The 23,168-nt window shown below is 59.0% G+C and carries 22 protein-coding genes; 8 read left to right on the top strand and 14 right to left on the bottom strand.

Annotated elements, in window-relative coordinates; genetic code table 11:
- The first annotated feature begins 16 nt into the window (after nt 1-16).
- Nucleotides 17-979, top strand: coding sequence for an acetyl-CoA carboxylase carboxyltransferase subunit alpha (locus tag R6T97_RS12330; protein ID WP_410349591.1), 963 nt, complete (start codon nt 17-19; stop codon nt 977-979).
- Nucleotides 980-1,023: 44 nt separating this feature from the next.
- Here R6T97_RS12330 and R6T97_RS12325 read toward each other — a convergent pair whose 3' ends face one another.
- Genes R6T97_RS12325 through R6T97_RS12315 form a run of 3 tightly spaced genes read right to left on the bottom strand, consistent with a single transcriptional unit; the run spans nt 1,024 to nt 3,313 of the window.
- Nucleotides 1,024-1,752 carry a lysophospholipid acyltransferase family protein gene (locus tag R6T97_RS12325; RefSeq protein WP_410349590.1) on the bottom strand — a complete coding sequence of 243 codons (729 nt, stop codon included), beginning with the start codon at nt 1,750-1,752 and terminating at the stop codon, nt 1,024-1,026.
- Complete coding sequence (locus R6T97_RS12320; protein ID WP_410349589.1) at nt 1,749-2,642, bottom strand: cell division protein FtsX; 894 nt, start codon at nt 2,640-2,642, stop codon at nt 1,749-1,751. Before R6T97_RS12320 ends, R6T97_RS12325 begins: the two co-directional genes overlap by 4 nt.
- A complete protein-coding gene (locus tag R6T97_RS12315) occupies nt 2,639-3,313 on the bottom strand; it encodes a cell division ATP-binding protein FtsE (RefSeq protein WP_410349588.1) in 675 nt (224 codons plus the stop codon). Before R6T97_RS12315 ends, R6T97_RS12320 begins: the two co-directional genes overlap by 4 nt.
- A 165-nt stretch (nt 3,314-3,478) precedes the next feature.
- Between R6T97_RS12315 and R6T97_RS12310 the strand changes: the two genes are divergently transcribed.
- Nucleotides 3,479-4,390, top strand: a complete 912-nt coding sequence (locus R6T97_RS12310; RefSeq protein ID WP_410349587.1) for a zinc-ribbon domain-containing protein — start codon at nt 3,479-3,481, stop codon at nt 4,388-4,390.
- A 27-nt stretch (nt 4,391-4,417) separates the two neighbouring features.
- On the opposite strand, the gene R6T97_RS12305 is transcribed toward R6T97_RS12310, so the two are convergent.
- The 5 genes from R6T97_RS12305 to argH form a co-directional block, all read right to left on the bottom strand.
- Nucleotides 4,418-7,030, bottom strand: a complete 2,613-nt coding sequence (locus R6T97_RS12305) for a DUF4175 domain-containing protein (protein ID WP_410349586.1) — start codon at nt 7,028-7,030, stop codon at nt 4,418-4,420.
- Nucleotides 7,031-7,095: 65 nt separating this feature from the next.
- A complete protein-coding gene (gene lysA / locus R6T97_RS12300) occupies nt 7,096-8,364 on the bottom strand; it encodes a diaminopimelate decarboxylase (protein ID WP_410349585.1) in 1,269 nt (422 codons plus the stop codon).
- Nucleotides 8,365-8,438: 74 nt separating this feature from the next.
- On the bottom strand, nt 8,439-8,774 hold the full coding sequence (locus R6T97_RS12295; RefSeq protein WP_410349584.1) for a DUF2834 domain-containing protein: 336 nt from the start codon (nt 8,772-8,774) through the stop codon (nt 8,439-8,441).
- A complete protein-coding gene (locus R6T97_RS12290) occupies nt 8,774-8,947 on the bottom strand; it encodes a hypothetical protein (protein ID WP_410349583.1) in 174 nt (57 codons plus the stop codon). Before R6T97_RS12290 ends, R6T97_RS12295 begins: the two co-directional genes overlap by 1 nt.
- A complete protein-coding gene (gene argH / locus R6T97_RS12285; protein WP_410349582.1) occupies nt 8,944-10,332 on the bottom strand; it encodes an argininosuccinate lyase in 1,389 nt (462 codons plus the stop codon). Before argH ends, R6T97_RS12290 begins: the two co-directional genes overlap by 4 nt.
- A gap of 14 nt (nt 10,333-10,346) precedes the next feature.
- Between argH and R6T97_RS12280 the strand changes: the two genes are divergently transcribed.
- On the top strand, nt 10,347-10,907 hold the full coding sequence (locus R6T97_RS12280) for a TlpA disulfide reductase family protein (protein WP_410349581.1): 561 nt from the start codon (nt 10,347-10,349) through the stop codon (nt 10,905-10,907).
- A gap of 23 nt (nt 10,908-10,930) precedes the next feature.
- On the opposite strand, the gene R6T97_RS12275 is transcribed toward R6T97_RS12280, so the two are convergent.
- On the bottom strand, nt 10,931-11,500 hold the full coding sequence (locus R6T97_RS12275; protein ID WP_410349580.1) for a YqgE/AlgH family protein: 570 nt from the start codon (nt 11,498-11,500) through the stop codon (nt 10,931-10,933).
- A gap of 104 nt (nt 11,501-11,604) precedes the next feature.
- Between R6T97_RS12275 and R6T97_RS12270 the strand changes: the two genes are divergently transcribed.
- Nucleotides 11,605-12,408, top strand: coding sequence for a protein-disulfide reductase DsbD domain-containing protein (locus tag R6T97_RS12270; RefSeq protein ID WP_410349579.1), 804 nt, complete (start codon nt 11,605-11,607; stop codon nt 12,406-12,408).
- Here the strand turns inward: R6T97_RS12270 and R6T97_RS12265 are convergent.
- From R6T97_RS12265 to R6T97_RS12250, 4 genes are all read right to left on the bottom strand, one after another.
- Complete coding sequence (locus R6T97_RS12265) at nt 12,405-15,800, bottom strand: efflux RND transporter permease subunit (protein ID WP_410349578.1); 3,396 nt, start codon at nt 15,798-15,800, stop codon at nt 12,405-12,407. The two genes, R6T97_RS12270 and R6T97_RS12265, sit on opposite strands and share 4 nt — an antisense overlap.
- Nucleotides 15,800-17,254, bottom strand: a complete 1,455-nt coding sequence (locus R6T97_RS12260) for an efflux RND transporter periplasmic adaptor subunit (RefSeq protein ID WP_410349577.1) — start codon at nt 17,252-17,254, stop codon at nt 15,800-15,802. The genes R6T97_RS12265 and R6T97_RS12260 overlap by 1 nt, the downstream gene beginning before the upstream one ends.
- Before the next feature lie 71 nt (nt 17,255-17,325).
- Nucleotides 17,326-17,868 (bottom strand): molybdenum cofactor biosynthesis protein B, encoded by a 543-nt coding sequence (gene moaB, locus R6T97_RS12255; protein WP_410349576.1) that lies wholly within the window; start codon nt 17,866-17,868, stop codon nt 17,326-17,328.
- Between the two features lie 12 nt (nt 17,869-17,880).
- Complete coding sequence (locus R6T97_RS12250; protein WP_410349574.1) at nt 17,881-18,660, bottom strand: uracil-DNA glycosylase family protein; 780 nt, start codon at nt 18,658-18,660, stop codon at nt 17,881-17,883.
- A gap of 104 nt (nt 18,661-18,764) precedes the next feature.
- On the opposite strand from R6T97_RS12250, the gene R6T97_RS12245 reads away from it, so the two are divergent.
- The 4 genes from R6T97_RS12245 (at nt 18,765) to plsY (ending at nt 22,218) form a co-directional block, all read left to right on the top strand.
- Nucleotides 18,765-19,715: an aspartate carbamoyltransferase catalytic subunit gene (locus R6T97_RS12245; RefSeq protein ID WP_410349573.1), complete on the top strand. Its 951-nt coding sequence runs from the start codon at nt 18,765-18,767 to the stop codon at nt 19,713-19,715.
- 11 nt (nt 19,716-19,726) lie between these two features.
- Nucleotides 19,727-20,248 carry a hypothetical protein gene (locus tag R6T97_RS12240; protein WP_410349572.1) on the top strand — a complete coding sequence of 174 codons (522 nt, stop codon included), beginning with the start codon at nt 19,727-19,729 and terminating at the stop codon, nt 20,246-20,248.
- 72 nt (nt 20,249-20,320) lie between these two features.
- The gene (gene pyrC / locus R6T97_RS12235; protein WP_410349571.1) at nt 20,321-21,604 is read left to right on the top strand and encodes a dihydroorotase; all 1,284 of its coding nucleotides are present in this window, start codon (nt 20,321-20,323) and stop codon (nt 21,602-21,604) included.
- Nucleotides 21,604-22,218, top strand: coding sequence for a glycerol-3-phosphate 1-O-acyltransferase PlsY (plsY, locus tag R6T97_RS12230; protein WP_410349570.1), 615 nt, complete (start codon nt 21,604-21,606; stop codon nt 22,216-22,218). Before pyrC ends, plsY begins: the two co-directional genes overlap by 1 nt.
- Here plsY and R6T97_RS12225 read toward each other — a convergent pair.
- Nucleotides 22,215-23,168: glutamate--cysteine ligase (locus R6T97_RS12225; protein WP_410349569.1), on the bottom strand; the 954-nt coding region annotated here is incomplete at its 5' end. The genes plsY and R6T97_RS12225 overlap by 4 nt on opposite strands.

Below are 23,168 nucleotides of genomic sequence, written 5' to 3'. Positions count from 1 at the left end.
CAAGGGTTCGCGATTGATGACTCAATACCTCGATTTTGAAAAACCGCTCGCCGAGATTGAAGGCAAAGCCGAAGAACTGCGCGCGATGGCCCGCGAAAACCCCGAAATGGACATCGCGAAAGAAGCCTCTGCGCTGGACAAGAAGGCAGCAGACCTTCTGAAATCACTCTACGCCGATTTGACGCCTTGGCGAAAATGTCAGGTTGCGCGGCATCCTGAACGCCCGCATTGCAAAGACTATATCGACGCGTTGTTCACCGAATACACACCGCTGGCCGGCGACCGTAATTTTGCCGACGACTTGTCCGTGATGGGTGGTCTCGCCCGCATCGAAGGTATTCCGGTGATGGTGATCGGTCACGAAAAGGGCCACGACACCAAATCGCGGATTGAACATAACTTTGGCATGGCCCGTCCCGAAGGATACCGCAAGGCAATCCGCCTGATGGAACTGGCCAACCGTTTTGGCCTGCCGGTGATCACCTTGGTGGACACACCCGGCGCATACCCCGGTAAAGGCGCCGAAGAGCGCGGCCAGTCAGAGGCGATCGCCCGCTCAACCGAGAAATGTCTTGCTCTGAAGGTCCCGCTTATCAGTGTGGTGATCGGCGAAGGCGGCTCGGGCGGGGCTGTTGCTTTTGCATCAGCCAACCGCGTCGCGATGCTGGACCATTCGATCTATTCTGTGATCAGCCCCGAGGGCTGTGCTTCAATCCTCTGGAAAGATGCTGAAAAGATGCGCGAAGCCGCCGAGGCGCTGCGCCTGACATCGAAGGACCTGCACGAACTAGGTGTCTGTGACAGGATCATCCCCGAACCAGAGGGGGGTGCACACCGTGATCAGGATGCCGCGATCAAATCTGTCGGTTCAGCGCTGGTGAGCATGCTGAACGAACTGTGCGATCTGTCCGGTGACAAGCTCCGCGCGGACCGGCGCGACAAATACCTCGCGCTCGGCTCCAAGGGGCTTGCGGCCTAGTCTGCTCATCGTGGCTTCAGGCTCGGGCACCGTGCCAGACATGATCATCCATCAAAACCGGCTTCCTTGTTCAGTCGGTCTGATGCTTCCTCGATATCATGCTCCAACCGCTTCATGAACTCACTGACTTGCAAACCCGGTTCGATGCGCGGCAGGAATTCGAACACTGCCGTACCCGGTTTGCGCATCACGCCGCGCTTGGGCCAGAAAACACCGACATTGGTGGCAACCGGCACAACAGGCTGGCCCAGTTCGCGATAAAGCGCACCCGTACCAATTTTGTAAGGGGCCTTCACGCCCGGAGCGATCCGTGTGCCTTGCGGATAGATAATCAACTGTCCGGGCCGTGCACGCCCAGCTTTAACATCAGCGACCATCTGTTTGATCGCCTGTCCCCGCTTTCCACGATCGACAGGGATACAGCCAATACGCAGGCCGAACTGCCCGATGATGGGCGCGTACTTCAGGAGCGACTTGAAAATGAACTTTCCGCGCGGCAGTGCACCATAGATCATCAGCACATCAAAGAAGGACTGGTGCTTTGGCGCGACCATGACCTCATCAGTCGGCGGCTCACCGCGAATTTCGGTCTTGAGCCCGATCATCCAGCGCGCACTCCACCGGATATAGCGGCAATAGGCGTGACAGCCGGCAACGGCACCATCGGCGGAAATGATCGCGGCGGGGGTATAAATGATCCCGACAACCAGCAACGCAACATACATCTGCACATTGAAAATCAGCGAGCGAAACCATTGAATTGCGGTGCTCATGTCTGTTCCCTCAGCCTGCGAAACGCTGCGGCGCGGGTCGCGAAGAAGGCGACAATCGCAGCCAAAACGGGGATCATCAAGGGCCAGACCCATTCTGCACCCTCAAAGCCGACACCCAGCAAAAGGCCGCCCGAGGCATCGCCCTGCGGCATAAGCAAGACGACAACAGCCCCGATGATCGTTCCAGCCACAGCGCCACCACCTGCGCGCAAAGTAAAACGACGCACAAAGGCGCGGGCAATATAGGCATCCTTGGCACCGACAAGACGCAGAACACCGATCACGCGCACATTGGCCGCAAGCGACGCCTGCGCCGCCAATGTAATCATGGCGGCGACAGTTGCACCGATCAGCAAGATCACAGTCCAGCCGATCAGTCGGACACGGCTGGCCGCATCCAACAGCGGCGCACGCCATGCCGTGTGATCGTCCAGAATGGCCCCTGGCACCTGCGCTGTCAGCCGCGCGCGCAAGCCATCGACATCCAATTCATCCCGGTCTGCGACAATCTCGATCAACTGAGGGATCGGCAATGCATCCAAGGGCAAATCCGGCCCGAACCAAGGCTCCAGCAGGGCCTGCTGCTCATCCCGAGACAGCGCCCGTACCGTGCTGATCCCCGGTGTCGTCTCCAACACATCAAGCGCCGAGAGCAGAAGCGCATCCGCCGTGGCCGGATCAGCCGGCAGGCGCAATGTCGCGGACTGCGCCAGTTCATCGGCCCAAAGGCTGGCGACACGATTTGTTGTCAACGAAACAGCCAAGGCGATGACCGCCAGAAACGCCATCACTGCAGCAACAAACACGGTCAGACGCGCGGTCGTTCCCGTTTGGGGGACAGCACGGTCGGCCTGTGGATCACCGACAACCAGATCAAGAAGCGCATTCATAGTTCGGCCCCCGCCTGCAAAAGCTGCCCGTCCTTGAGCCGCAATATCCGCGCGCTCACATCAGATTTTGCGGCCCTGATCATCGCCAGATCATGGGTCGCGATCAGGATTGTCTTGCCCATCTTGTTTAACTCGATCAGCAAGCTCAGCAAACGCTGCGACATTTCCCAATCGACATTGCCCGTCGGTTCATCGGCTATAATGACGTCAGGAGAAACGATCACCGCACGCGCCAAGGCCGCGCGCTGGCGTTCTCCGCCAGACAACTCTGGCGGCAACTGGTGTGCCTGCGCCCCCAAACCAACCCAATTCAGCAGTTCTTGCAGGTTTCCCGCCGCCTCCCTGGCGCGGCCGGAAACAGTCAACGGCAGCGCAATATTTTCGGCGATGCTCAGGTGATCAAGAAACTGACAATCCTGATGCACAACGCCAATGCGTCGGCGAGACATCGCCACACCATCCCGGTCAAGCGCCCCTGCATCCTCTCCGAAAATGCGCACTTTGCCCTTCATGGCGCGCAAGTCAGCATAGCAGAGCCGCAACAAGGTGGTCTTGCCCGCCCCCGAAGGCCCCGTCAGGAAATGAAACGATCCAGGGGCAAGCGTCAGATATAATTGGGAAAAAAGCGCGTTGTCCCCATAGCCGTAAGACACGTTATCAAGTTCAATCACTTCTGTTCCCCTGCGCTACACCGCTCTTCTGCCCAAATCTGCAACAGGTTTCAATGTCTGCAGGGGCCGCTTGCGCAAAACCTTTGCGTTTGGCACATCCGTTGATAAATTGATGGCGGTGATAACAATAAACCAGCTGAACCACCGGGCAGAAGGATAATTGACATGAGGCTGATTTGCCCCAACTGCGACGCGCAATACGAAGTCTCTGATGAAGCAATTCCTCCGGGTGGCCGTGACGTACAGTGTTCCAACTGCCAATTGTCGTGGTTCCAGACCGAGAAGCCGGTTGTTCCGGGGCGCGACACGTCGAAACTGATCACGCCAAGACATCCCGAGCCTACCGAAGAAGCCGTGATGCCCGAGAACGAGGTGCCACAGGCCGCTACATCACCCCAGCAGGACGCGGCGGCGTCCGAACCCGAAGACGTGGCAGAGGCCCCCGAGACCGACCCCACCGAGCCGAAGGAGGCAGAGCCTGCCACCGCCAAACCCGAGCCGGAACCCGCGCCGCAACCGCAACGCAGGCCCCTTGATGATGCGGTCGCCAATATTCTGCGCGAAGAGGCCTCATTGAGCGCGGCACCTGCCGCTGCCGCCCCCACCAGTGCAATCGCAAATCCGCCTCCGACAGAAACGTCTCGACCACCGACGCCGGTGACTGTGGATGCAACGCTCCAGCGCATTGCAAAAATGACCGCCGAGGAAGGCGGAACGCGAACCGCCACCCAAGCAAAGCAAACCGTCACTGCAAACGCGAGCGCGGATGAAGCGCACCTGCGCACAGTACCTTCGATCAACGAAATCAACGCCACGCTGCGCGCACGCGCCCAAGCGAACGATACCTCCGGAATGACTGAAGTCGAGAAAGAGGAAGCCGTTCAGCGCAAGGGTTTCCGCCGTGGCTTCTTTATGGTCCTGACGATCTTCGCGATCCTTTTACTGCCATATGCTTTCGCAGATCAGATCGCCGAAAATCTGCCCCAGACCACAGATGTCATGGGTTCATACGTCATGATGGTTGACCAGTTGCGCGTGTCACTCAGCGAGATGGTCAGCAGGCTGACATCCGGCTGAGCAAATAATTCCGGCATCTATCATATTCTAGAACTGATCCAGCAAGCGACGCAGATAGTCTCGCTCGATCTCGGGGCGCTGCCGTTCGGACGAGCGGCGGCGAATTTCGTCCAGCAATTCCTCTGCACGACGATTGACATCACCATTGCCGAGCAATTCCTGATCAGTGCCCAATTGTCCTGTGTTACCCATTTCACGGCCCAGCGGATCGCGCTGTCCGGGGGCAGGGCTCCCGCTTGCCTCACCTTGCTCGGATCCTTGGCCGGGTTCCGCATTCTGGTTGTCCGCCATCGCCTGTCCAAGTTCGCGCATCCCGTTGCGCAGGGCGTCCATCGCCTCGGCTTGCCGGTCGATCGCTTCGGCAATGTCACCTTCGCGAAGTGCATCCTCGGCGCCTTCCATCGCACCTTCGGCGCGCTCAAGTGAACGGCGGGCTGTTTCACCTGACTCGCCCCCTAAATCGGGTAACCCGTCACGCTGGCGCTGCAATTCCTCGCGCAAGGCCTGCTGACGTTCGGCCAGGCTGCGCTGATCACCCTCGCCACCGGCACCGTCGCCACGCTCTTCACCGCTCTGGCTATCTTCACCAACGCCTTGCCCTTGTCCTTGTTGGCCACCTTGACTGGGGTCGCTGCCGTCCTTGCCTTGCTGACCCTGTTGCTGGCCGGGTTCTTGTCCCTGCTGGCCCTGCTGACCGGGTTGTTGCCCTTGCTGTCCCTGTTCACCCGGGTTGAACCGGTCTTGCAGGTCACTAAAGCTATCATCTGATAGGTCTTCTTGTTCCCTTAGTGTATCGGCAAGATCCTGCATGGATTGTTCACCCGGTGACGGCGGGCCGTCGCCGCCTTCGCCTTGGGTGACGCGCATGTTTTCCATCATCCGGTTGAGCTGTTCCATCAGCTCCTGTGCCTCGGCCATCCGGCCTTCCTGCATCAACTCTTCGATGCGATCCATCAGGGCTTGCAATTCGTCCATGCCCATTTGCTGGCCTTGCTGGCCACTATCTGCCTGATCAGTGCCGTCATTGGGTTCGGCTTCTTCGGCCAGCATGCGCAGATAGTCGTTCGTCGCTTCACGCAATTCCTGCATCAATTCGGCGATTTCCTCGTCGGACGCGCCGTTGCGCATCGCCTCGGCCAACCGTTCCTGCGCGCGGCGTAAACGTTCGCGTGCATCAGCCAAGCGGCCATCCTCAAGCTGGATGGCCAACTCCCAAAGCGCCTCGACGATTTCGGCCTGCACCTCATCGGTCAGGCCGGCATCTGCAACACCGTCAAGGCGGCGAATGATCGTACGCAGGCGCAGATAGGTGGTTTCATTCGAAAAAAGCCCATCTGGCCGGTGCGACACCGCCCGCAAAATCTGGTTCACACGCCCGGCGTTCGCTTTGGACCACATCAGATCGCGCCGTTGCTCGATCACCGCCCTTGCGAAGGGCTGGAAAAAGCGGCGCCCCGGCAAGATCATCGGCTCTGCCAGTGTCGTGCCGGTCTGTTCCGCGGCATCGGCCACCTCCATCTGGAGGGTAACGGGCATATTCGCCAACGGATGCTTGCTGAGGTTATCAATCAGGAATTCGTTAAAATCCGAACGATCCCCTGTGAAAGGCATCGGCAAATCCAGCACGAGCGGGTCAATCGGATCAGGGTCGATCATCAGGCCATGGCGGCGATCCACCTCTGCCAGATCAAGCGTGATTGTCGCGGTGCCAAATTCAACGCCGTAGTCATCAAAGGCCGAAAATGGTTGCGACATTTCTCCCATTGCGTCAGATTCAATCGGGCCTGTCAGGACAACGCCGGGGGCCGCGTCCTGAATGGCGGATATCTCCCATGTGGTCTCGGTCCCGCCGCTGATCGTGAGCCTTCCCGATTGCGTGATTTGGAACTGCTGCTGGGCTTCCGAAGCTGCGCCGACCTCACCCACACGCTCCGAAACCGTCTCGGCAACCGTGAGTGCGCCGACTTCTCCATAGAGGCGCAATGTCACTTGGCTGCCTTCCGGCACGCGCAAAGGACCGGCTGGAACGTCATTAAGATAAATCGACGGCTTTCCGGTATAGGCGGGTGGCTCCACCCAACCTTCCCAAACAGGGCCGGTTGCGAGTGTTTGTTCGCTTCCGGTCACAATCTCGCCAACGGACGACACCCGGAACAAGGAACCGAACATCAAGGCTGCGACGAAGAACAGCAGTGCAACAAAGCGCAAGCCGTAGGGATCGCGATCCGACACCCGCAGATCAGGTTCGACCGCGCGCGCTGCTTTGGTGCGTTCCGCCATCCGCGCCATGTGTGCCCGCCAGACAGCTTCCGAGGCGGCGTCGCCACTGCCAATGGCTTGTGTATCGGCAATAGCCGCAATCGGGCGTCCCGGCATCGCCGCATCGACACGCGCGAGCGCCTCGACGGTGCTTGGCATCCGAAAGCGGCGGATGCCCCAAACCAATGTCGCAAGAAACGCCATGACGGAAACAACCGCCCCGCCCCAAAACAGCTCAAGCGGGGCCAGATCTTGCCATCCCATCATCAGCGGGGCAAGGATCAGGAAGACGACAGTCCAGAACGGCCAGAACGCGCGCACAACCTGTTCTGCCACCATACCCGCACGGGTGGCAGCAACAGGAAAGCGCAAATGGCGCATCGGGTCTTGCTGATCTGTCAGCGGGCCTCTCCCTTGGTCTGCGGCGCGCGGTGGCAGTTGCTAGGTCATTCTAGCCACGCCGGTACCGTATCGCGCGCAATGATTTCTTCATAGGTAGGGCGTGCGCGGATAACTGCAAATTGATCGCCATCGACCAGCACTTCTGGGATCAGCGGGCGCGAATTATATTCCGACGCCATCACCGCGCCATAAGCCCCCGCAGAGCGGAACGCCACCAGATCATCGGGCTTCACCCTTGGCATTTCACGGCCCTTGGCAAAAGTGTCGCCGCTTTCGCAGACTGGCCCAACGATATCGTATTTGGCGGGTGCGGCACCCGGCGCAGGCTCGATCACAGGCACGATATCATGCCATGCATCGTACATCGCCGGACGGATCAGATCATTCATCGCTCCGTCCAGAATCAGAAACTCACGGTCCTCGCCAGATTTGACGTAGATCACCTTTGAAACCATCAGGCCGGCATTGCCCGAAATTAGGCGTCCTGGTTCAATCTCGATCTCGCAGCCCAAGTGCCCGACAGTGCGCTGAATGAGCGCACCATAATCCATGGGTAAAGGCGGTGCTTCGTTCGACCGCGCATAGGGAATGCCCAAACCACCGCCCAGATCGAGGCGCTTGATCTCGTGCCCGTCAGCACGCAACTGCGCGGTCAACTCGGCCACCTTCTGATAGGCGGCTTCGAACGGTGCCAGTTCGGTCAGTTGCGACCCGATATGCACATCAATCCCGACGACCTTCAAACCCGGCAAAGTGGCTGCCAACGCATAGACCTCGCGCGCACGGCTGATCGGAATACCGAACTTGTTTTCGGACTTCCCCGTTGCAATCTTGGCGTGGGTCTTCGCGTCTACATCGGGGTTGACGCGGATGGTAATCGGGACGACGGCACCAAGCGACTGCGCCACTTGATCCAACACCATCATCTCCGGCTCGCTCTCGACATTGAACTGGCGGATACCGCCCTCGATGGCGAGGCGCATTTCATCGGCGGTCTTGCCCACACCAGAGAATACGATGCGGTTACCGGGCACACCCGCCGCCTTTGCGCGCAGGTATTCGCCGGCCGAGACCACGTCCATCCCGGCACCAGCGTCACCCAAAAGTTTGATCACAGCCTGATTGGACAGCGATTTCATCGCAAAGCAAACAAGATGTTCGCCCCAGCGCAACGCCTCGTCAAACAAGGTGAAGTGACGTTTCAGTGTAGCGGTCGAATAGACGTAGAAAGGGGTGCCGACGGCAGCCGCAATTTCAGCCACAGGAACGTCCTCGGCAAAAAGCGCGCCTTCACGATAAAGAAAATGATCCAAGCCGGTGATCCTTGTCCAAAACCAGTTTTGGACATAGCAGATCACAGGCAAAGACCAACCCTGATTTGCGGGACTTATACGCGCGGTTTACGCCTGTCGGGGCGATAGATGACACGGCTCCGAAGATAGAGATAAAGCGGCAGTCCACAGCTTACCCCAATACAAAAGGTAGCGGGAATCGCGATCAGGCTCAGCCAGTCCTTTCTCTGAAATGCCTCAACCAAAATCCAGATCGTCAGGGTGACAGCCGCAATGGTCAGATCCCAGACCAGTCCGCTGGTCGCCGCATTGACATGCCAGGCATCGACCATCGCCATGATGCTCCAGCCCTCGGCCTGAAACCACGTGATGAAGTAATACATCGGATGGATTGCGCCCCAGATAGCAAGGGCTAGAAACACATTGCGCATCAGATGCCGACCCCGACCGAGACCGTGCCGTTCGACGCACCGACGCTGGCACCAGTGCTGACCTCACTTGTGCCGCCACTCGGCCCGACATTCGCGCGAGGCATAAATGGCGCGCCATCCGCGCCACATCCGGCAAGTCCGGCCAAAGTGAAGACCATTGCAATACGTTTCATTTCAAAACCTCTTTCCAATGCGCCACCTGTGCGCGGACCTGTGAAGGCGCCGTCCCGCCAAAACTGGTGCGCGACGCGACCGAATTTTCAACCCCAAGCACATCGAATACATCCGCACGGATGCCTTCGTGAACAGATTTCATGTCCTCCAGCGTCAGGTCCGGCAAATCACACGCCTTACCTTCCGCCATCGCCACAAGCGAGCCAGTCACATGATGCGCCTCACGGAACGGTAGCCCAAGTTCGCGCACCAGCCAATCGGCCAGATCGGTCGCTGTCGAAAATCCACTAGAGGCTGCGGCCTTGAGGTTCTCGCGCTGTGCAGTCATATCCGCGACCATCCCTGCCATCGCCGCCAGTGCCAGCATCAGATTGTCTGCGGCATCGAATGTCTGTTCCTTGTCTTCCTGCATGTCCTTGGAATACGTCAGCGGAAGGCCCTTCATCACGGTCATCAGCGCCACATTCGCTCCGAAAATCCGGCCGATCTTGGCGCGGATCAGTTCGGCGGCGTCCGGATTACGCTTTTGCGGCATGATCGATGATCCCGTCGACCATTTGTCCGACATCTTCACAAAACGGAACTGCGCCGAGGACCAGATCACCAACTCTTCGGCTAGACGGCTCAGGTGCATCGCGCAAATGCTGGCGGATGCCAGAAACTCCAGTGCAAAGTCGCGGTCCGCAACCGCATCCAGCGAATTGGACATCGGGCAGTCAAAGCCCAACGCCTCTGCCGTCATCTGCCGGTCAATCGGAAATGACGTGCCCGCCAAAGCAGCAGCGCCCAATGGCGAGGTATTCATCCGGCGACGCGCGTCGGCAAAGCGCGATCTGTCGCGCGAGAACATCTCGACGTAGGCCAGCATATGATGCCCCCATGTGACGGGTTGTGCTGTCTGCAGATGGGTAAACCCGGGCATCACCCAATCTGCACCGGCCTCGGCCTGCCCAAGCAGCGCTTGGCAAAGCGCCGCAAGCGCCTCATCTGCCTGATCGCACTGGTCCCGCACCCAAAGCCGGAAATCCACAGCCACCTGATCGTTCCGCGACCGCGCCGTGTGCAAACGGCCCGCCGGTTCCCCGATCAAATCCCGCAACCGCGACTCGACATTCATATGAATGTCTTCCAGCGCGGTCGAAAACGGAAATTCACCCGTTTCAATCTCTGACAATACAGTGAGCAGGCCTTCACGGATCGCCTCGGCATCGTTATCCGTAATGATGCCCGCAGCAGCCAACATGGCGGCATGGGCACGTGAACCTGCGATGTCCTGCGGCGCAAGACGGCGGTCATACCCGATCGAGGCATTGATCGCCTCCATGATCGCGTCTGGTCCGGCGGCGAAACGTCCGCCCCACATTGTGTTTGCGGATTTGGTCATAAAGGAATGCACCCGTGCGAAAGTTAATATCAGTTCTGCTTTATACGGCCATCTTGGGTCTTGCAAATACCGGCCACGCCGATGTCGCTGCCGCCAAAGCGATGCGGGAAGGCGATATGCGCAAGCTGATCTTCCACAGCACGCCAATGGCCAGCTCTGATGTGGCCTTCACGAGCGAAGACGGGCAGGAAATGACACTGGCTGATTTTCAGGGCAAACACATCGTTCTGAACTTCTGGGCGACATGGTGCGCACCCTGCCGACATGAAATGCCACTGCTGTCTGCCTTGCAAGACGAGATGGGTGGTGACCAGATGGAGGTCGTGACCATTGCGACGGGCCGCAACCCGCTGCCCGGCATGCAGCGGTTCTTTGATGAAATCGGGGTCGACAACCTGCCACTGCACACTGATCCGCGCCAAAGCCTCGCGCGGGGTATGGGCGTTTTGGGATTGCCCGTCACCGTCATTCTTGATCCACAAGGCCATGAAATCGCCCGCATGCAAGGCGATGCAGACTGGTCCGGAGAGAACGCAATGGCGATCATACGCACCCTGACCGGCCCCGCAAGCTAGCCGGACCGACGGCGAAGGTCACGTCATGCGCGCCCCGCCGTCGCGGACAATACCAACGGATCGATCCCCAGCAATTTCAGCGCTGCGGCCCATTTGCCTTCGTTATCACCCCCGAACAAAATCGCGTCGTTGGGTGCGCAGGTCAGCCAACCGTTCTGGCCAATCTCATATTCCAGTTGCCCCGGCCCCCAGCCAGCATAACCCAGCGCCATTATGGAGACATCCGGGCCTTCGCCGCTGGCCAGATCCTCAAGCACCTGCACGGTCGCAGTCATGCGATAATGTTCATCCACATCCAGCGTGCCATTGTCAGAGGCATAATCGTTGGAATGCAGCACAAAACCACGCTGCTGGTCCACCGGGCCGCCATAATGCACAGGCACGTCACGCAAGGCCAAAGTTGCCGGGATATCCATCTGCTCGAGCAGCTTGGCAAACTTTACGTCCGGTTGCGGCTTGTTCACAATCAGCCCCATGCCGCCCTCGTCAGAATGGGCGCACATGTAGATCACTGTATTGGCAAAGCGTGGATCGGACATGTCAGGCATCGCGATCAAGAGCTTCCCAACAAGGGTCGAATCTGAAACATTCATTTTCTTAAGATGGGAAACAGTGGCCTGTGACGCAAGCGCCATCGTTGCAAAGCCTGTCGCAAACGTGACTTCCCATTGCAGGCCGAATGAATAAGTAAGAAATAATGCGCAAGAACATGCTGATCCCCCTCGCCCTGATGGCTTTGCCGACCTTCGTAGTCGCTCAGGACTATCGCGACATGGTCAGTTTCGATTTTCTGCCGGGCTGGCGCACCGAGACGGGCGATCACATCGCGGCGTTCAAGATTACCCTCGCCCCCGGCTGGATCACCTATTGGCGCGCGCCCGGCGAAGCAGGCATACCGCCGCAATTCAGCTTCTCAAGCGAGAGCGCCATTTCAAGCATCACGCCCCATTGGCCCGTACCAGAGGTCTTTGATGACGCAGGCTTATGGTCGATCGGCTATTATAACAGCGCGATCTTCCCGCTCACGGTCGATACAAATGATGTCGCGGGTGATATTCCCGTTTCCGGCGCACTCACGATTGGTGTTTGCGAGGAAGTGTGTATTCCGGTCACCTTTTCATTCGATACCGTGCTACCGCAGGAGGGATCACGTGATACAACCATCACCGCAGCCTTGGCCGATAGCCCTCTCACGCGGGCAGAGGCGCATGTTGGTGACGTCACCTGCAGCATCGCGCCGATCAGCGACGGGCTCCGCCTGACGACGCGGATCGAGGTGCCGCAATCCGGCACATCGGAGTTTGTCATCGTCGAACCCAGCGATCCAAGCGTCTGGGTGTCTCAAGCCGATGTGCGCCGGACAGGTGGAACTCTCAGCGCTACCGTCGAGATGGTGCATCCCAGTGGGCAGCCTTTTGCCTTTGATCGCTCAGGCGTACGCCTGACAGTGCTTACCAACAACGGTTATGCGATTGATCTACAAGGGTGCAGCGCAGATTAACCACGTGCGCGCCGCGACCATTGCCCCAGCAGCGCGATTATGTAGATGCCCAGAAGCAGCGCCATAAGCCCTGCGACGAACACCCCAAAGGCCGCAACCATCCCGCCATCCAGCACCGGCAGTGCAGCCGCAATAGCTGGCAATGGCATGCCAGTCAGCAGGATCGGGGCGACCGTAAGTGCAAAGAGAACCAAAGCACCCAGCGCGCCCAAAGCCGCCGGCACGAACATCACGATCCTGCGCCCGCGCAAGGCCCGCTTGGCCGATTGCACCTGCCGGTACACATCCGCCTGCATCGCCATGACGGACGGCACCACCAAAAGGACCAGCACCATGCCGAAGGCCAGACCGAAGACCAGTGTGACGACCGTCGGCTTCAGGAACTCGGCCTGATTGGATCCTTCATATAGCAGCGGCGTCAGGCCCAGCACGGTCGTCAATGTCGTCAGCATCACCGGACGCAAACGATCGACCGCGCCATCAATGATGGCCGGAACAAGCCCACGGTCCTGAGCATATTCATCTACCGTGGTGACCAGCACGATACTGTCATTGATAATGATGCCCACCATCCCGATCAGGCCCACAACCGTGAACATGCTCATCGGAATACCCCAGACGTGATGCCCATAGATCGTCCCGACAAGCGCGAACGGAATGATCGACATCACCACGACAGGCCGTGTCCAGCTACTGAAAATCCACGACAGGGTCAGGTAAATCCCCAGCAATACAAGGATCAGCCCTGTGCGTGCATCATTCAGGAACCGCTGTTCCTGCTCGCTCTGCCCCGAAAGCTGCGTTTCAATGCCAAAATCGCTTTCGACCCGCGGCAGAATATCATCGTTGATGATCTGCTGAATTTCAGTGGCGCGCGCTGCATCCTCGTCATCCAGATCACCGATGACCGAGATCAGTTGAATTCCATTTTCGCGGCGCACCGTCGAAAAACCTGTGCGGCTCTGCACTGTCACGACATCGGCCAAAGGCACGTAGACCCCCTCGGGCGTGCGGATCTGCGTGCGATCCAGAAAGTCGGCAGACAATTCGCCTGACGGCAGTTCCACACGGATCGTCGCAGACCGCGCCCCATCGGGGAAGCTTGCGGCCTCGATGCCGCCCAGACGGTTGCGCAGCACGCGCCCCAGCCCGTCAATGCTCAGGCCCAGCGCGTCGCCTTGCGGGGTCAACTCAAGGATCAGCTCTTCCTTGTCATAGGCCAGACTATCTTCCAGCCCCGAAATCTCGGCAAATTGTGCCAGTTCGGTCTTGAGCGCTTCAGCCGCCACCTTCAGCGTGTCGCTGTTCGCGCCGAACATCTGGATATCAAGACTGTCACCACCGGGTCCGGAACCCCAACTGCGGAAACTAACCGTTTCGGCCATCGGGTGCTGTACAATCGAATCCTGCAAGGCACTCACAAAGGCAAAGCTGGTGTAGGGGCGGCTGTCCGCATCAATCAGTTCAACCGTGATCGCGCCGAGCTGATCGGCATCCTTGGTGTCGGAGCCTGCTATTGCGCGCCCCGAATTTCCACCGATCTCGGCGACCACGAATTTCAGCGGATTGGCCCCATGCTCAGCCTCATATTCCGCACCCAGCGCCTCTGCCGCGCGCTGCATCTCGCGCATCATCTCGAATGTGTCTTCGCGGGTGGCGCCGGGTAGCATGGCGAAATTGCCGGTCACCTGGCTTTGTTCAGGCGCGTTGAAGAAACGCCAACTCACATCGCCCCTGATAACCAGCGTGATCTGGCTGGCCAGCAACACCAATGCCACTGCAAACACCGGATAGCGCGCCTGCACCACAAACCCCATGAACGGGCGGAAAAGCGTCTCTTTAAACCAGTCAAAGCCCCGGTTCACGGTGCGCGATGGCCAGTCATACCAATGCTCTTTCGCTGAATGGGCGATGGCATGGGACAAGTGGTTGGGCAGTATCAAGAAACACTCGACCAGACTGGCGGTAAGCACCACGATCACCGTAAACGGAATATCCGAGATCAGATCGCCAAAGCGCCCGCCGATAATGACCAGACCAAGAAACGCGATGATCGTGGTGATCGTGGCAGAAAACACCGGGCTGAACATCCGCTTGGCCGCGCGTTCGGCTGCAACGGTCGGGTCTTCGCCCAAGTGCCTGACCCTGAAATCGGCATGTTCGCCCACGACAATCGCATCATCCACCACGATCCCCAAAGTGATGATCAGCGCAAAAAGTGATATCATGTTGATCGTGATGCCAACCGCATACATCAGTGCAATCGCCGCCAGCATCGCCACCGGAATCCCAAAGGCAACCCAGAACGCCGTGCGCACGTTCAGGAACAAAAACAGCAGGCCGACCACCAGCAGCAGTCCGGTCAAACCGTTGTCGAGCAGGATATTCAAACGTCCTTCAATCAGTTCTGCCCGACCATTCGTCAGCTCAATCGACACGCCACTGGGCAGCGAAGCGGTCAGTTCCTGCGCGACCTCCTCTACCGTTTTCTGCATACCGATCGCATCGCCTTGGGCAGAGCGCTGGACCCGTACCTTGATCGCGGGGTTTTCGCCCACGAAATAGGCCCGTTCCCGATCCGCACCTTCCACACGCACGGTCGCCACATCCGAAATCATCAACTGCGATCCATCCGGGTTCGAGCGCAGAACAATCGCGCCAATCTCCTTGGCGCTCCGCTTTGCTACACCCGTACGCACACGCGCATTGGCGGACACATCGCCTGCAGGGTCAGCAGCCGCCTCTTCCGCAATCCGCTGTGAAATTTCGGACAATCCGATGTCGTGCTGGATCAGCGACAGCGAAGGCACTTCCACGATCGTGGACGGGGCCGCAACGCCTTGCACGATCACCTGCGTGACACCTTGGGCAAACAACCTTGTCGAAAATTCATCCGCAAAGCGACCCAGTTGATCCACGCCGACAGGTCCGGTGATCACCACATCTGTCACACGATCAGACCAACCACCGCGCCGGACGGATGGTTCGTCTGCATCCTCAGGCAGGCTTGAGGTGCTATCGACCGCCAGTTGCACATCTTCAGCAGCGCGGTCGATATCGTAACCGGGGTCAAACTCGATCCGGATGGACGCACGCCCCTCGCGTGACGTGGACGACGAGGACGTGACCCCCTCGACCCCCAAAAGCACAGGTTCCAGAACCTGAACAATGGCTTCGTCCACATCTTCGGCGCCAGCACCCTGCCACGTCACTGAAACGGTCAGATCGTCAACGACCACATCAGGAAAAAACTGCGCCCGCATGTTGGGAAAGGCAAAAAGACCCGCGGTCAGCATCAGCACCAGCAGCAGGTTCGCAGCCGTCCTATGGCGGGTAAAGTAGGACAGAATCCCGCCTGCGCCTGCGTTCAACTTTTCGCCACCAGTGACCATCAGCTACCCATCCGGGCTTCGAGGCGGATCACGGTCTCAGAGGATACTTCATCTTCTTCCAACTGTCCGATGATGCGCGCCTTCACATCGTCCGGCATACGTCCTTCGCTGACAAAGGCGATCAATTTGGCGCGTCGCGCGTCATCCAGAGTGATCATCTCTGGTTCGGGCGTGGCCTCGGCACCACCCGGCAGGATCGGACGCACCTTGATACCGACACCCAGCATCGGCGAACGCTCTGCGACGATCGTTGCACCCGCATTGTCACCCACCGCGATAATCACATCATCACCCTGACGACGCAGCAAGATCACGTCGGCCAAGCTCAGACGATCCTCTTCACCAACAACCAAAACCGTCTGATCGGGGCCGACCGCAGTGGCGGGTACCAACGCCACGTCATTCAGGGCCGGTTCGTTGATGCGGACGGTCACGAAATCACCGGGCCGGAAGCCTGGCGCTGTTGCAAGCTGCGCAAAAAGCAGGCGTCCGGTCTGCCCTGCACCCACAGTCGCGCTTTCCCGCGTGATCTGTCCCTCGGCGCGCAGGTTCACACCCGACACATCTAGATTGACGACGACAGGTGCTTTGGTCAGCGTCCCCGTTTCATCCAGTAACCGCGCATATTGCGACGTCGAAACACGGAAGGACACCTCCAACTGTGTCGGATCAACCAGTTGGGCAAACCGTTCATTGGCGGTGACACGACCACCTGGGCTGATGGTCACATCGGCCAGCGTCCCATCAAAGGCGGCATAAATTTCGGTATCGGCCACAGCGCGTTCTTCTTCAGCTACACTGATCTGCGCACGAACCAGCCGTGTCGTCGCCTGATCTATCCGCGCCTGCGCCGAGGCCAGAGCCTGCCTGCGGGTCAACACCGCCGCCTGCGCGGAGGACGCAGCCAACTCTGCGGTTTCGACGGCAGCCGCAGTACCGACGCCGCGCGCCGCGAGGTCACGTGCGCGGGCCAAAGCCTGTTCGCGCAAACCGGCCTGCGCGCGGGCCGCCGTCAGTTCATCCTCGGCAAGGATCAGCGCGCGTTCGGCATCGCGCACCTCGGCCTGCGCATCCTGCAAGTCAGCGCGCACGCGGTCCAATGCCGCCTGCGCCTCGACAGGATCAATGCGTAGCAAAAGCTGGCTTTGCTTGACTGCTCCACCTTCGACCAGCGCATCGCTCGCTTCCAGAACCGTGCCACCGGTCGCGCTGCGCAAATCAAGCGTACGCTGACTGCGCAATTCGCCGAAAACAGTCAGTTCGGGGACAATCGTCTGCTGTTCAAGTGTAGTGACATTCACCGCCAGAACGCGTTCGCGCTGGGGAAAACTGCGCGGTTCTTCATTCATCCGGGCAACCACGGCGCCACGGATCATTTCACCTGCCCAAGCGATCAGGGCCAGCGTGACCGCCAGCAAGAAGACACCCGTAAGGCTACGACGTAAGAACCGCATTCATTTATCCTTGGCTTGCCCTCAAGACTTAGGCGTATACCGCAAGCTTTCCAGTAATACGCACAAAGGCGTTATTTCCGTCGCAAGTGTTCGTCCAGACGCGGCATGATTTCCACAAAATTGCAGGGACGGTGACGATAATCGAGCTGTTTGATCAAAATTTCATCCCAAGCGTCCTTGCACGCCCCCGGTGATCCCGGCAATGCAAAAAGATAGGTGCCTTGGGCGACACCGGCCGTTGCACGGCTTTGCACCGCACTGGTGCCGATCTTTTGCATGCTGATGATGGTAAAGATTGTGCCAAAAGCATCCATCTCTTTTTCATAGACGTCGCGGTGGGCCTCGACCGTCACATCACGCCCCGTCAGGCCCGTTCCACCCGTTGAAATGACGACATCAACTGCATCATCGGCACACCAAGCGCGCAACTGGGCTGCGATTTGATCGCGCTCGTCAGCGATGATCTTGCGATCGGCAAGGGTGTGACCAGCAGCAGCGATACGATCCACCAGCGTTTGGCCCGATTTGTCATCGGCCAACTGCCGTGTATCGCTGACTGTCAGGACAGCGATACGGACTGGCATGAATTCCTTGGTTTCATCAATGCGGCTCATCAATTATCCTTATCAGCTGCGCAACCGCGCTTTCAGTGCGAGCAAATCCGCCCAGGCTTCGCGCTTGGCAATCGGGTTGCGCAACAAATATGCGGGGTGGAACATCGGCAGGCAAGGCTTGCCCAAGACTTCGACCCATCCGCCACGTATCCGCGTAATGCCGGTGCGACCCAAAAGCGCCTGACACGGGGTGTTCCCCATCAAGACGATGATTTCAGGATCAGCCAAAGCGATATGGCGCTCGAGAAAGGGCAGCATCATTGCGATCTCGGACGCATCCGGTGGGCGGTTCGACGGCGGACGCCAAGGCAGAACATTCGTGATATAAACACTATGTGCCGGATCATCTGCGGCGCGGCCCATCCCGATGGCCTCCAGCATCCGGTCCAGAAGCTGGCCTGCCCGCCCCACAAAAGGCCGCCCCGCACGATCCTCTTCGCGGCCCGGCGCTTCGCCGATGATCATCACGCGGGCATCCGGGTTGCCATCGCTGAACACGAAATGACGCGCGCCGCGTTTCAACTCGCAATGCTCGAACGCCTGCATCGCGGCCGCCAGCGCCTTGAGATCGGTCGCTGTCTCAGCCGCCGTTGTGGCAAAGCCTGCAGCATCGACCTGCGGTGAAGATATTGGAACTGCGCTCTTTTCAGGCGTCGTTGGTTGCGGTGCAGGCTTTGCCGACTGCAGCGCATAGCGATCCACCGGTGCGTCCAGAATAGCGTCGGTCGCCCCCAGTTCAACCTGCCACTCCAAGAGAGCGCGGTCGGTCCAATATGTCTCACTCGAATCCATCGCCCTCACGATATGCCGGATTGACAGAGATGTGCAGTGCTTGTGGCATTGATGCAGGCCCGTCACCCGCCTATAAGATCCCGAACCGCTGATATGAGGGTCCGATGACATTCCGCGCCAAACATCTTTTGGGTATCGAACCTCTGCGCCCCACCGAAATCACCACATTGCTGGATCTTGCCGACAGCTACGCCGATCACAACCGGCGCGGGGTCGCGCACCGTGATGTGCTGGCGGGGCTGACGCAGATCAATATGTTCTTTGAAAATTCGACCCGCACGCTGGCCAGTTTCGAGCTGGCGGGCATGCGGCTCGGTGCGGATGTGATGAACATGGGGATGCAGGCGTCTTCCATCAAAAAGGGCGAAACGCTGATTGATACGGCACTCACGCTGAATGCGATGCGCCCCGATCTGCTGGTCGTGCGGCATCCCCATTCAGGCGCGGTCGATCTTTTGGCGCAGAAGGTCAACTGTGCCGTGCTGAACGCTGGCGACGGCAAGCACGAACATCCCACACAGGCGCTGCTTGATGCGCTGACGATCCGCCGGGCCAAGGGACGTTTGCATCGTCTGTCCATTGCAATCTGCGGCGATATCGCGCACAGCCGCGTGGCGCGATCCAATATCATGCTTTTGGGCAAGATGGAGAACCGCATCCGGTTGATTGCGCCACCGACACTGATGCCGTCAGGCGTGGCCGATTTCGGGGTCGAGGTGTTCGAGAATATGGAAGAGGGCCTCAAGGACGTCGATGTCGTCATGATGCTTCGCCTGCAGAAGGAACGGATGGACGGTGGTTTCATCCCGTCCGAGCGCGAGTATTTCCACCGCTACGGCCTTGATGCGACCAAGCTTGCCCATGCCAAGCCCGACGCTATCGTCATGCATCCCGGTCCGATGAACCGCGGGGTCGAGATCGACGGAACCATCGCAGACGACATCAACCGCTCGGTCATTCAGGAGCAGGTCGAAATGGGTGTCGCGGTACGGATGGCCGCGATGGACCTTTTGGCGCAAAACCTGCGGGCCGGACGCAAGCCCGTGATGGTATAAGGAACGGTACCATGAAACTGACAATTCCCGCTGATGATTATGGCCAGATCAGAGTTTTCGCCACTGATGCGGACCTGCCTGCCGACGTGATCGAAAAGACCCCGCGCGGCTTGGAGTACCTGTTCGAGGCCGACCTGAACCCTGATTTCGTCGATATCGTCCCAATCAAGGAATTGAACGGCATGTCCTTGTCCAGCTATATCGCCACAGGCTACGACATGGCACCCGATCCGGTGGATAAGGCCGCTGTCGATGCGATCACCGGCCATGCCATCCTTGTGCTGTCGCGCGCGACCGGCGGGATCAAGACGACGCTGACCCTTGCAGATGGTCTGCGCCACGTCACCACCTTTAGCCCTACGGCGCGGATCGTCCCGTCCGAAAAGTTACCCGACGCTGCCGCCAAAGGTATACTGGAGCCAACATCGACCAAGCCCCCCAAATCAAACGCCCGGATGAGCGGCATGGTCGCAATGTATGCGCTGCTTGCGATGTTCGCGCTTGTGGGCCTGATGATCTGGGTGGGTGGTTAGATGACGGAACGGTTGCTCTGACATGTATTCCACTCCAAAAGCCCCAGAAGCCCTGCGTCTAGGACCCTGCAAATGACAGCCATCTTCTTTGCCAACGCCCGTTTGATCGATCCGGTCGCCCTGACCGACGGGCCGGGTGCCGTCCTGATAGAAGCCGGGATGATCAAAGAAGTGTTCGAGGAAGGCGCTACACCGCCCAAGTCCGCGAATGTCGTCGATTGTGGCGGGATGTGTCTGGCCCCCGGCATTATCGACATCGGCGTCAAAGTCTCCGAACCCGGCGAGCGGCATAAGGAAAGCTTCCGCTCCGCAGGCCGCGCCGCGGCCGCTGGAGGTGTCACCACAATCGTCACCCGCCCCGATACGCTGCCTACCATCGACAAACCCGAAACGCTGGAATTCGTCGAACGGCGGGCACAAGAGGATGCGCCAGTGCATGTGTTGCCCATGGCGGCCCTAACCAAAGGGCGCGACGGGCGCGAAATGACCGAAATTGGGTTTTTGCTGGACGCAGGCGCCGTGGCTTTCACCGATTGCGACCGGGTCGTCACAAACACCAAGGTGTTCAGCCGTGCGCTGACCTATGCGCGATCTCTGGATGCTCTGGTGATCGGGCATGTGCAGGAACCGGGGCTGTCAGAGGGGGCCGCCGTCACTTCCGGCAAGTTCGCGTCCCTACGCGGTCTGCCCGGTGTGAGCCCGATGGCCGAACGCATGGCACTGGACCGCGACATCAGCCTGCTGGAAATGACCGGTGCGCGCTATCACGTAGACCAGATCACGACCGCCCGTGCGCTACCTGCCCTGGAACGCGCCAAGCGCAACGGCCTGCGGATCACCGCAGGGATCGGCATCCATCACCTGACGCTGAACGAATTGGACGTGGCCGATTACCGAACATTCTTCAAACTCAAGCCGCCATTGCGCAGCGAAGAAGACCGCGTCGCCGTGGTGCAGGCCGTTGCCGAAGGACTGATCGACATCATTTGTTCGATGCACACCCCACAGGATGAAGAAAGCAAGCGCTTGCCATTTGAAGAAGCTGCAAGCGGCGCCGTGGGCCTTGAAACGCTGCTGCCTGCAGCCCTGCGCCTCTACCACTCCGAGATGATCGACCTGCCGCGCCTCTTCCGTGCCATGTCGCTGAACCCTGCGCACCTGCTTGGCCTGACCGCCGGACGATTGCATGCAGGCGCACCAGCCGATCTGATCCTCTTTGACCCCGACGCGCCGTTCCAGTTGGACCGCGCCGGACTCTTGTCAAAATCAAAGAATACACCCTTCGATGGAGCACGTTTGCAGGGCCGCGTCCTTGGCACATGGGTCGACGGAAATCGCATCTGGGAGAAACCGTAATGCCGGATTTTGAAAGCGCGTCTGCCGTTCTGTTGCTCTGGGCTGCCTTGGGCTATCTCGCCGGTTCGGTCCCCAGCGGCATGATCCTTGCACGGGTCATGAACCTTGGCAATCTGCGCGATATCGGATCCGGCAACATCGGGGCGACCAATGTCTTGCGGACCGGCAACAAGAAAGCCGCCGCCCTGACGCTGATCTTCGATGCGGCCAAGGGCGCAATCATCGTACTGGGCGCAAGGCAACTGGCCGCCGAAGACGCCGCCCAACTGGGCGCTCTGATGGCTTTTCTGGGCCATTGCTTCCCAGTCTGGCTTCGTTTCAAGGGTGGCAAAGGGGTCGCGACCTACTTCGGCATCCTGCTTGCAGTTTCATGGCAGATCGGCTTGATCGCCTGTGCGATCTGGCTTCTTGTCGCAGCGGTTTCGCGGTATTCGTCACTGGCGGCACTGGTCACGGCAGGGTGGATTCCACTGGTCGTCGGTTTCATCTCAACCGGCGAAATATTCCTCTTGTCAGCAGCACTTTGTTTGCTGATCTACGCCCGGCATTGGAGCAACATCCAGCGCCTGCGAAAAGGGACCGAAACCAAGATCGGCAGCAAGACCACAGCCTAGTAGCTATATTCTGCATAGATCCGCTTCAGGTCACCGTTCCAGTCACCATAGTAATGATCCAGCAACTCGTCGGCTGGCGTCTTGCCGCTTTCGATGGATTCCTTGAGCGCATTCAGGAAATGTGTCTCATCGGGCACCAGTCCACCTGCCCCCGGCATGGCGCGTGCTTTCAACCCAGCCTCCGAAATCGCCACCGTTTCACGTGCCAGATCATGCATATTGATGCCATCGACCTGCGCTTGCAGACCATCGACCGATGCCGCGACGCGCAAAGCTTCGCGCTGTTCGGCAGTCCAGTCTTTGCAAAGGTCCCATGCGGCGTCGAGAGCAGTCTGATCATACATCAACCCCGTCCAGAACGCAGGCAAGGCACACAACCGCCGCCAAGGCCCACCATCCGCGCCGCGCATTTCGATAAACTGCTTGACCCGCGCTTCGGGGAACACGGTGGTCAGGTGGTCCGCCCAGTCCGACAAAAGCGGTTTTTCACCGGGCAGCGCGGGCAGTTCACCTTTCAGGAAATCACGAAACGACATGCCCAGCGCGTCGATATATTTGCCATCGCGATAGACAAAATACATCGGTACATCCAGCACCCACTGGACCCATGCCTCGAACCCGAAACCTTCTTCAAACACAAAGGGCAGCATTCCGGTGCGCGCATCATCCAGATCACGCCAGATACGCGAGCGCCATGATTTATGCCCGTTCACCTTGCCTTCAAAGAAGGGCGAATTGGCAAAAAGTGCTGCCGCAACAGGCTGCAAGGCCAAGGCCACGCGCATTTTCTGGACCATGTCGGCTTCGGACCCGAAATCGAGGTTCACCTGCACAGTGCAGGTCCGGCGCATCATCGCCGTCCCCATGGTGCCGACTTTCTCCATGTAGTTATTCATCAACTTGTAGCGGCCCTTGGGCATCAACGGCATCTGCTCATGCGTCCACTCGGG

It is taken from the genome of Yoonia sp., assembly GCF_046498525.1.
Classification (GTDB): Bacteria; Pseudomonadota; Alphaproteobacteria; order Rhodobacterales; family Rhodobacteraceae; genus Yoonia.
The sequence above is the reverse complement of the archived record's forward strand: the minus strand, read 5'-3'. Positions and strand labels throughout refer to the sequence as shown.

Excerpts from the sequence above, each read along its gene's own strand:
- R6T97_RS12240 (WP_410349572.1), top strand. The coding sequence starts at position 19,727 with ATGAAACTGACAATTCCCGCTGATGATTATGGCCAGATCAGAGTTTTC.
- R6T97_RS12295 (WP_410349584.1), bottom strand. The coding sequence starts at position 8,774 with ATGCGCAATGTGTTTCTAGCCCTTGCTATCTGGGGCGCAATCCATCCG.
- R6T97_RS12260 (WP_410349577.1), bottom strand. The coding sequence starts at position 17,254 with ATGCGGTTCTTACGTCGTAGCCTTACGGGTGTCTTCTTGCTGGCGGTC.
- R6T97_RS12305 (WP_410349586.1), bottom strand. The coding sequence starts at position 7,030 with ATGCGCCATTTGCGCTTTCCTGTTGCTGCCACCCGTGCGGGTATGGTG.
- R6T97_RS12270 (WP_410349579.1), top strand. The coding sequence starts at position 11,605 with ATGCGCAAGAACATGCTGATCCCCCTCGCCCTGATGGCTTTGCCGACC.
- R6T97_RS12250 (WP_410349574.1), bottom strand. The coding sequence starts at position 18,660 with ATGGATTCGAGTGAGACATATTGGACCGACCGCGCTCTCTTGGAGTGG.
- R6T97_RS12310 (WP_410349587.1), top strand. The coding sequence starts at position 3,479 with ATGAGGCTGATTTGCCCCAACTGCGACGCGCAATACGAAGTCTCTGAT.
- R6T97_RS12330 (WP_410349591.1), top strand. The coding sequence starts at position 17 with ATGACTCAATACCTCGATTTTGAAAAACCGCTCGCCGAGATTGAAGGC.
- R6T97_RS12275 (WP_410349580.1), bottom strand. The coding sequence starts at position 11,500 with ATGAATGTTTCAGATTCGACCCTTGTTGGGAAGCTCTTGATCGCGATG.
- R6T97_RS12265 (WP_410349578.1), bottom strand. The coding sequence starts at position 15,800 with ATGGTCACTGGTGGCGAAAAGTTGAACGCAGGCGCAGGCGGGATTCTG.
- R6T97_RS12245 (WP_410349573.1), top strand. The coding sequence starts at position 18,765 with ATGACATTCCGCGCCAAACATCTTTTGGGTATCGAACCTCTGCGCCCC.
- pyrC (WP_410349571.1), top strand. The coding sequence starts at position 20,321 with ATGACAGCCATCTTCTTTGCCAACGCCCGTTTGATCGATCCGGTCGCC.
- moaB (WP_410349576.1), bottom strand. The coding sequence starts at position 17,868 with ATGAGCCGCATTGATGAAACCAAGGAATTCATGCCAGTCCGTATCGCT.
- R6T97_RS12320 (WP_410349589.1), bottom strand. The coding sequence starts at position 2,642 with ATGAATGCGCTTCTTGATCTGGTTGTCGGTGATCCACAGGCCGACCGT.
- plsY (WP_410349570.1), top strand. The coding sequence starts at position 21,604 with ATGCCGGATTTTGAAAGCGCGTCTGCCGTTCTGTTGCTCTGGGCTGCC.
- R6T97_RS12325 (WP_410349590.1), bottom strand. The coding sequence starts at position 1,752 with ATGAGCACCGCAATTCAATGGTTTCGCTCGCTGATTTTCAATGTGCAG.
- R6T97_RS12290 (WP_410349583.1), bottom strand. The coding sequence starts at position 8,947 with ATGAAACGTATTGCAATGGTCTTCACTTTGGCCGGACTTGCCGGATGT.
- argH (WP_410349582.1), bottom strand. The coding sequence starts at position 10,332 with ATGACCAAATCCGCAAACACAATGTGGGGCGGACGTTTCGCCGCCGGA.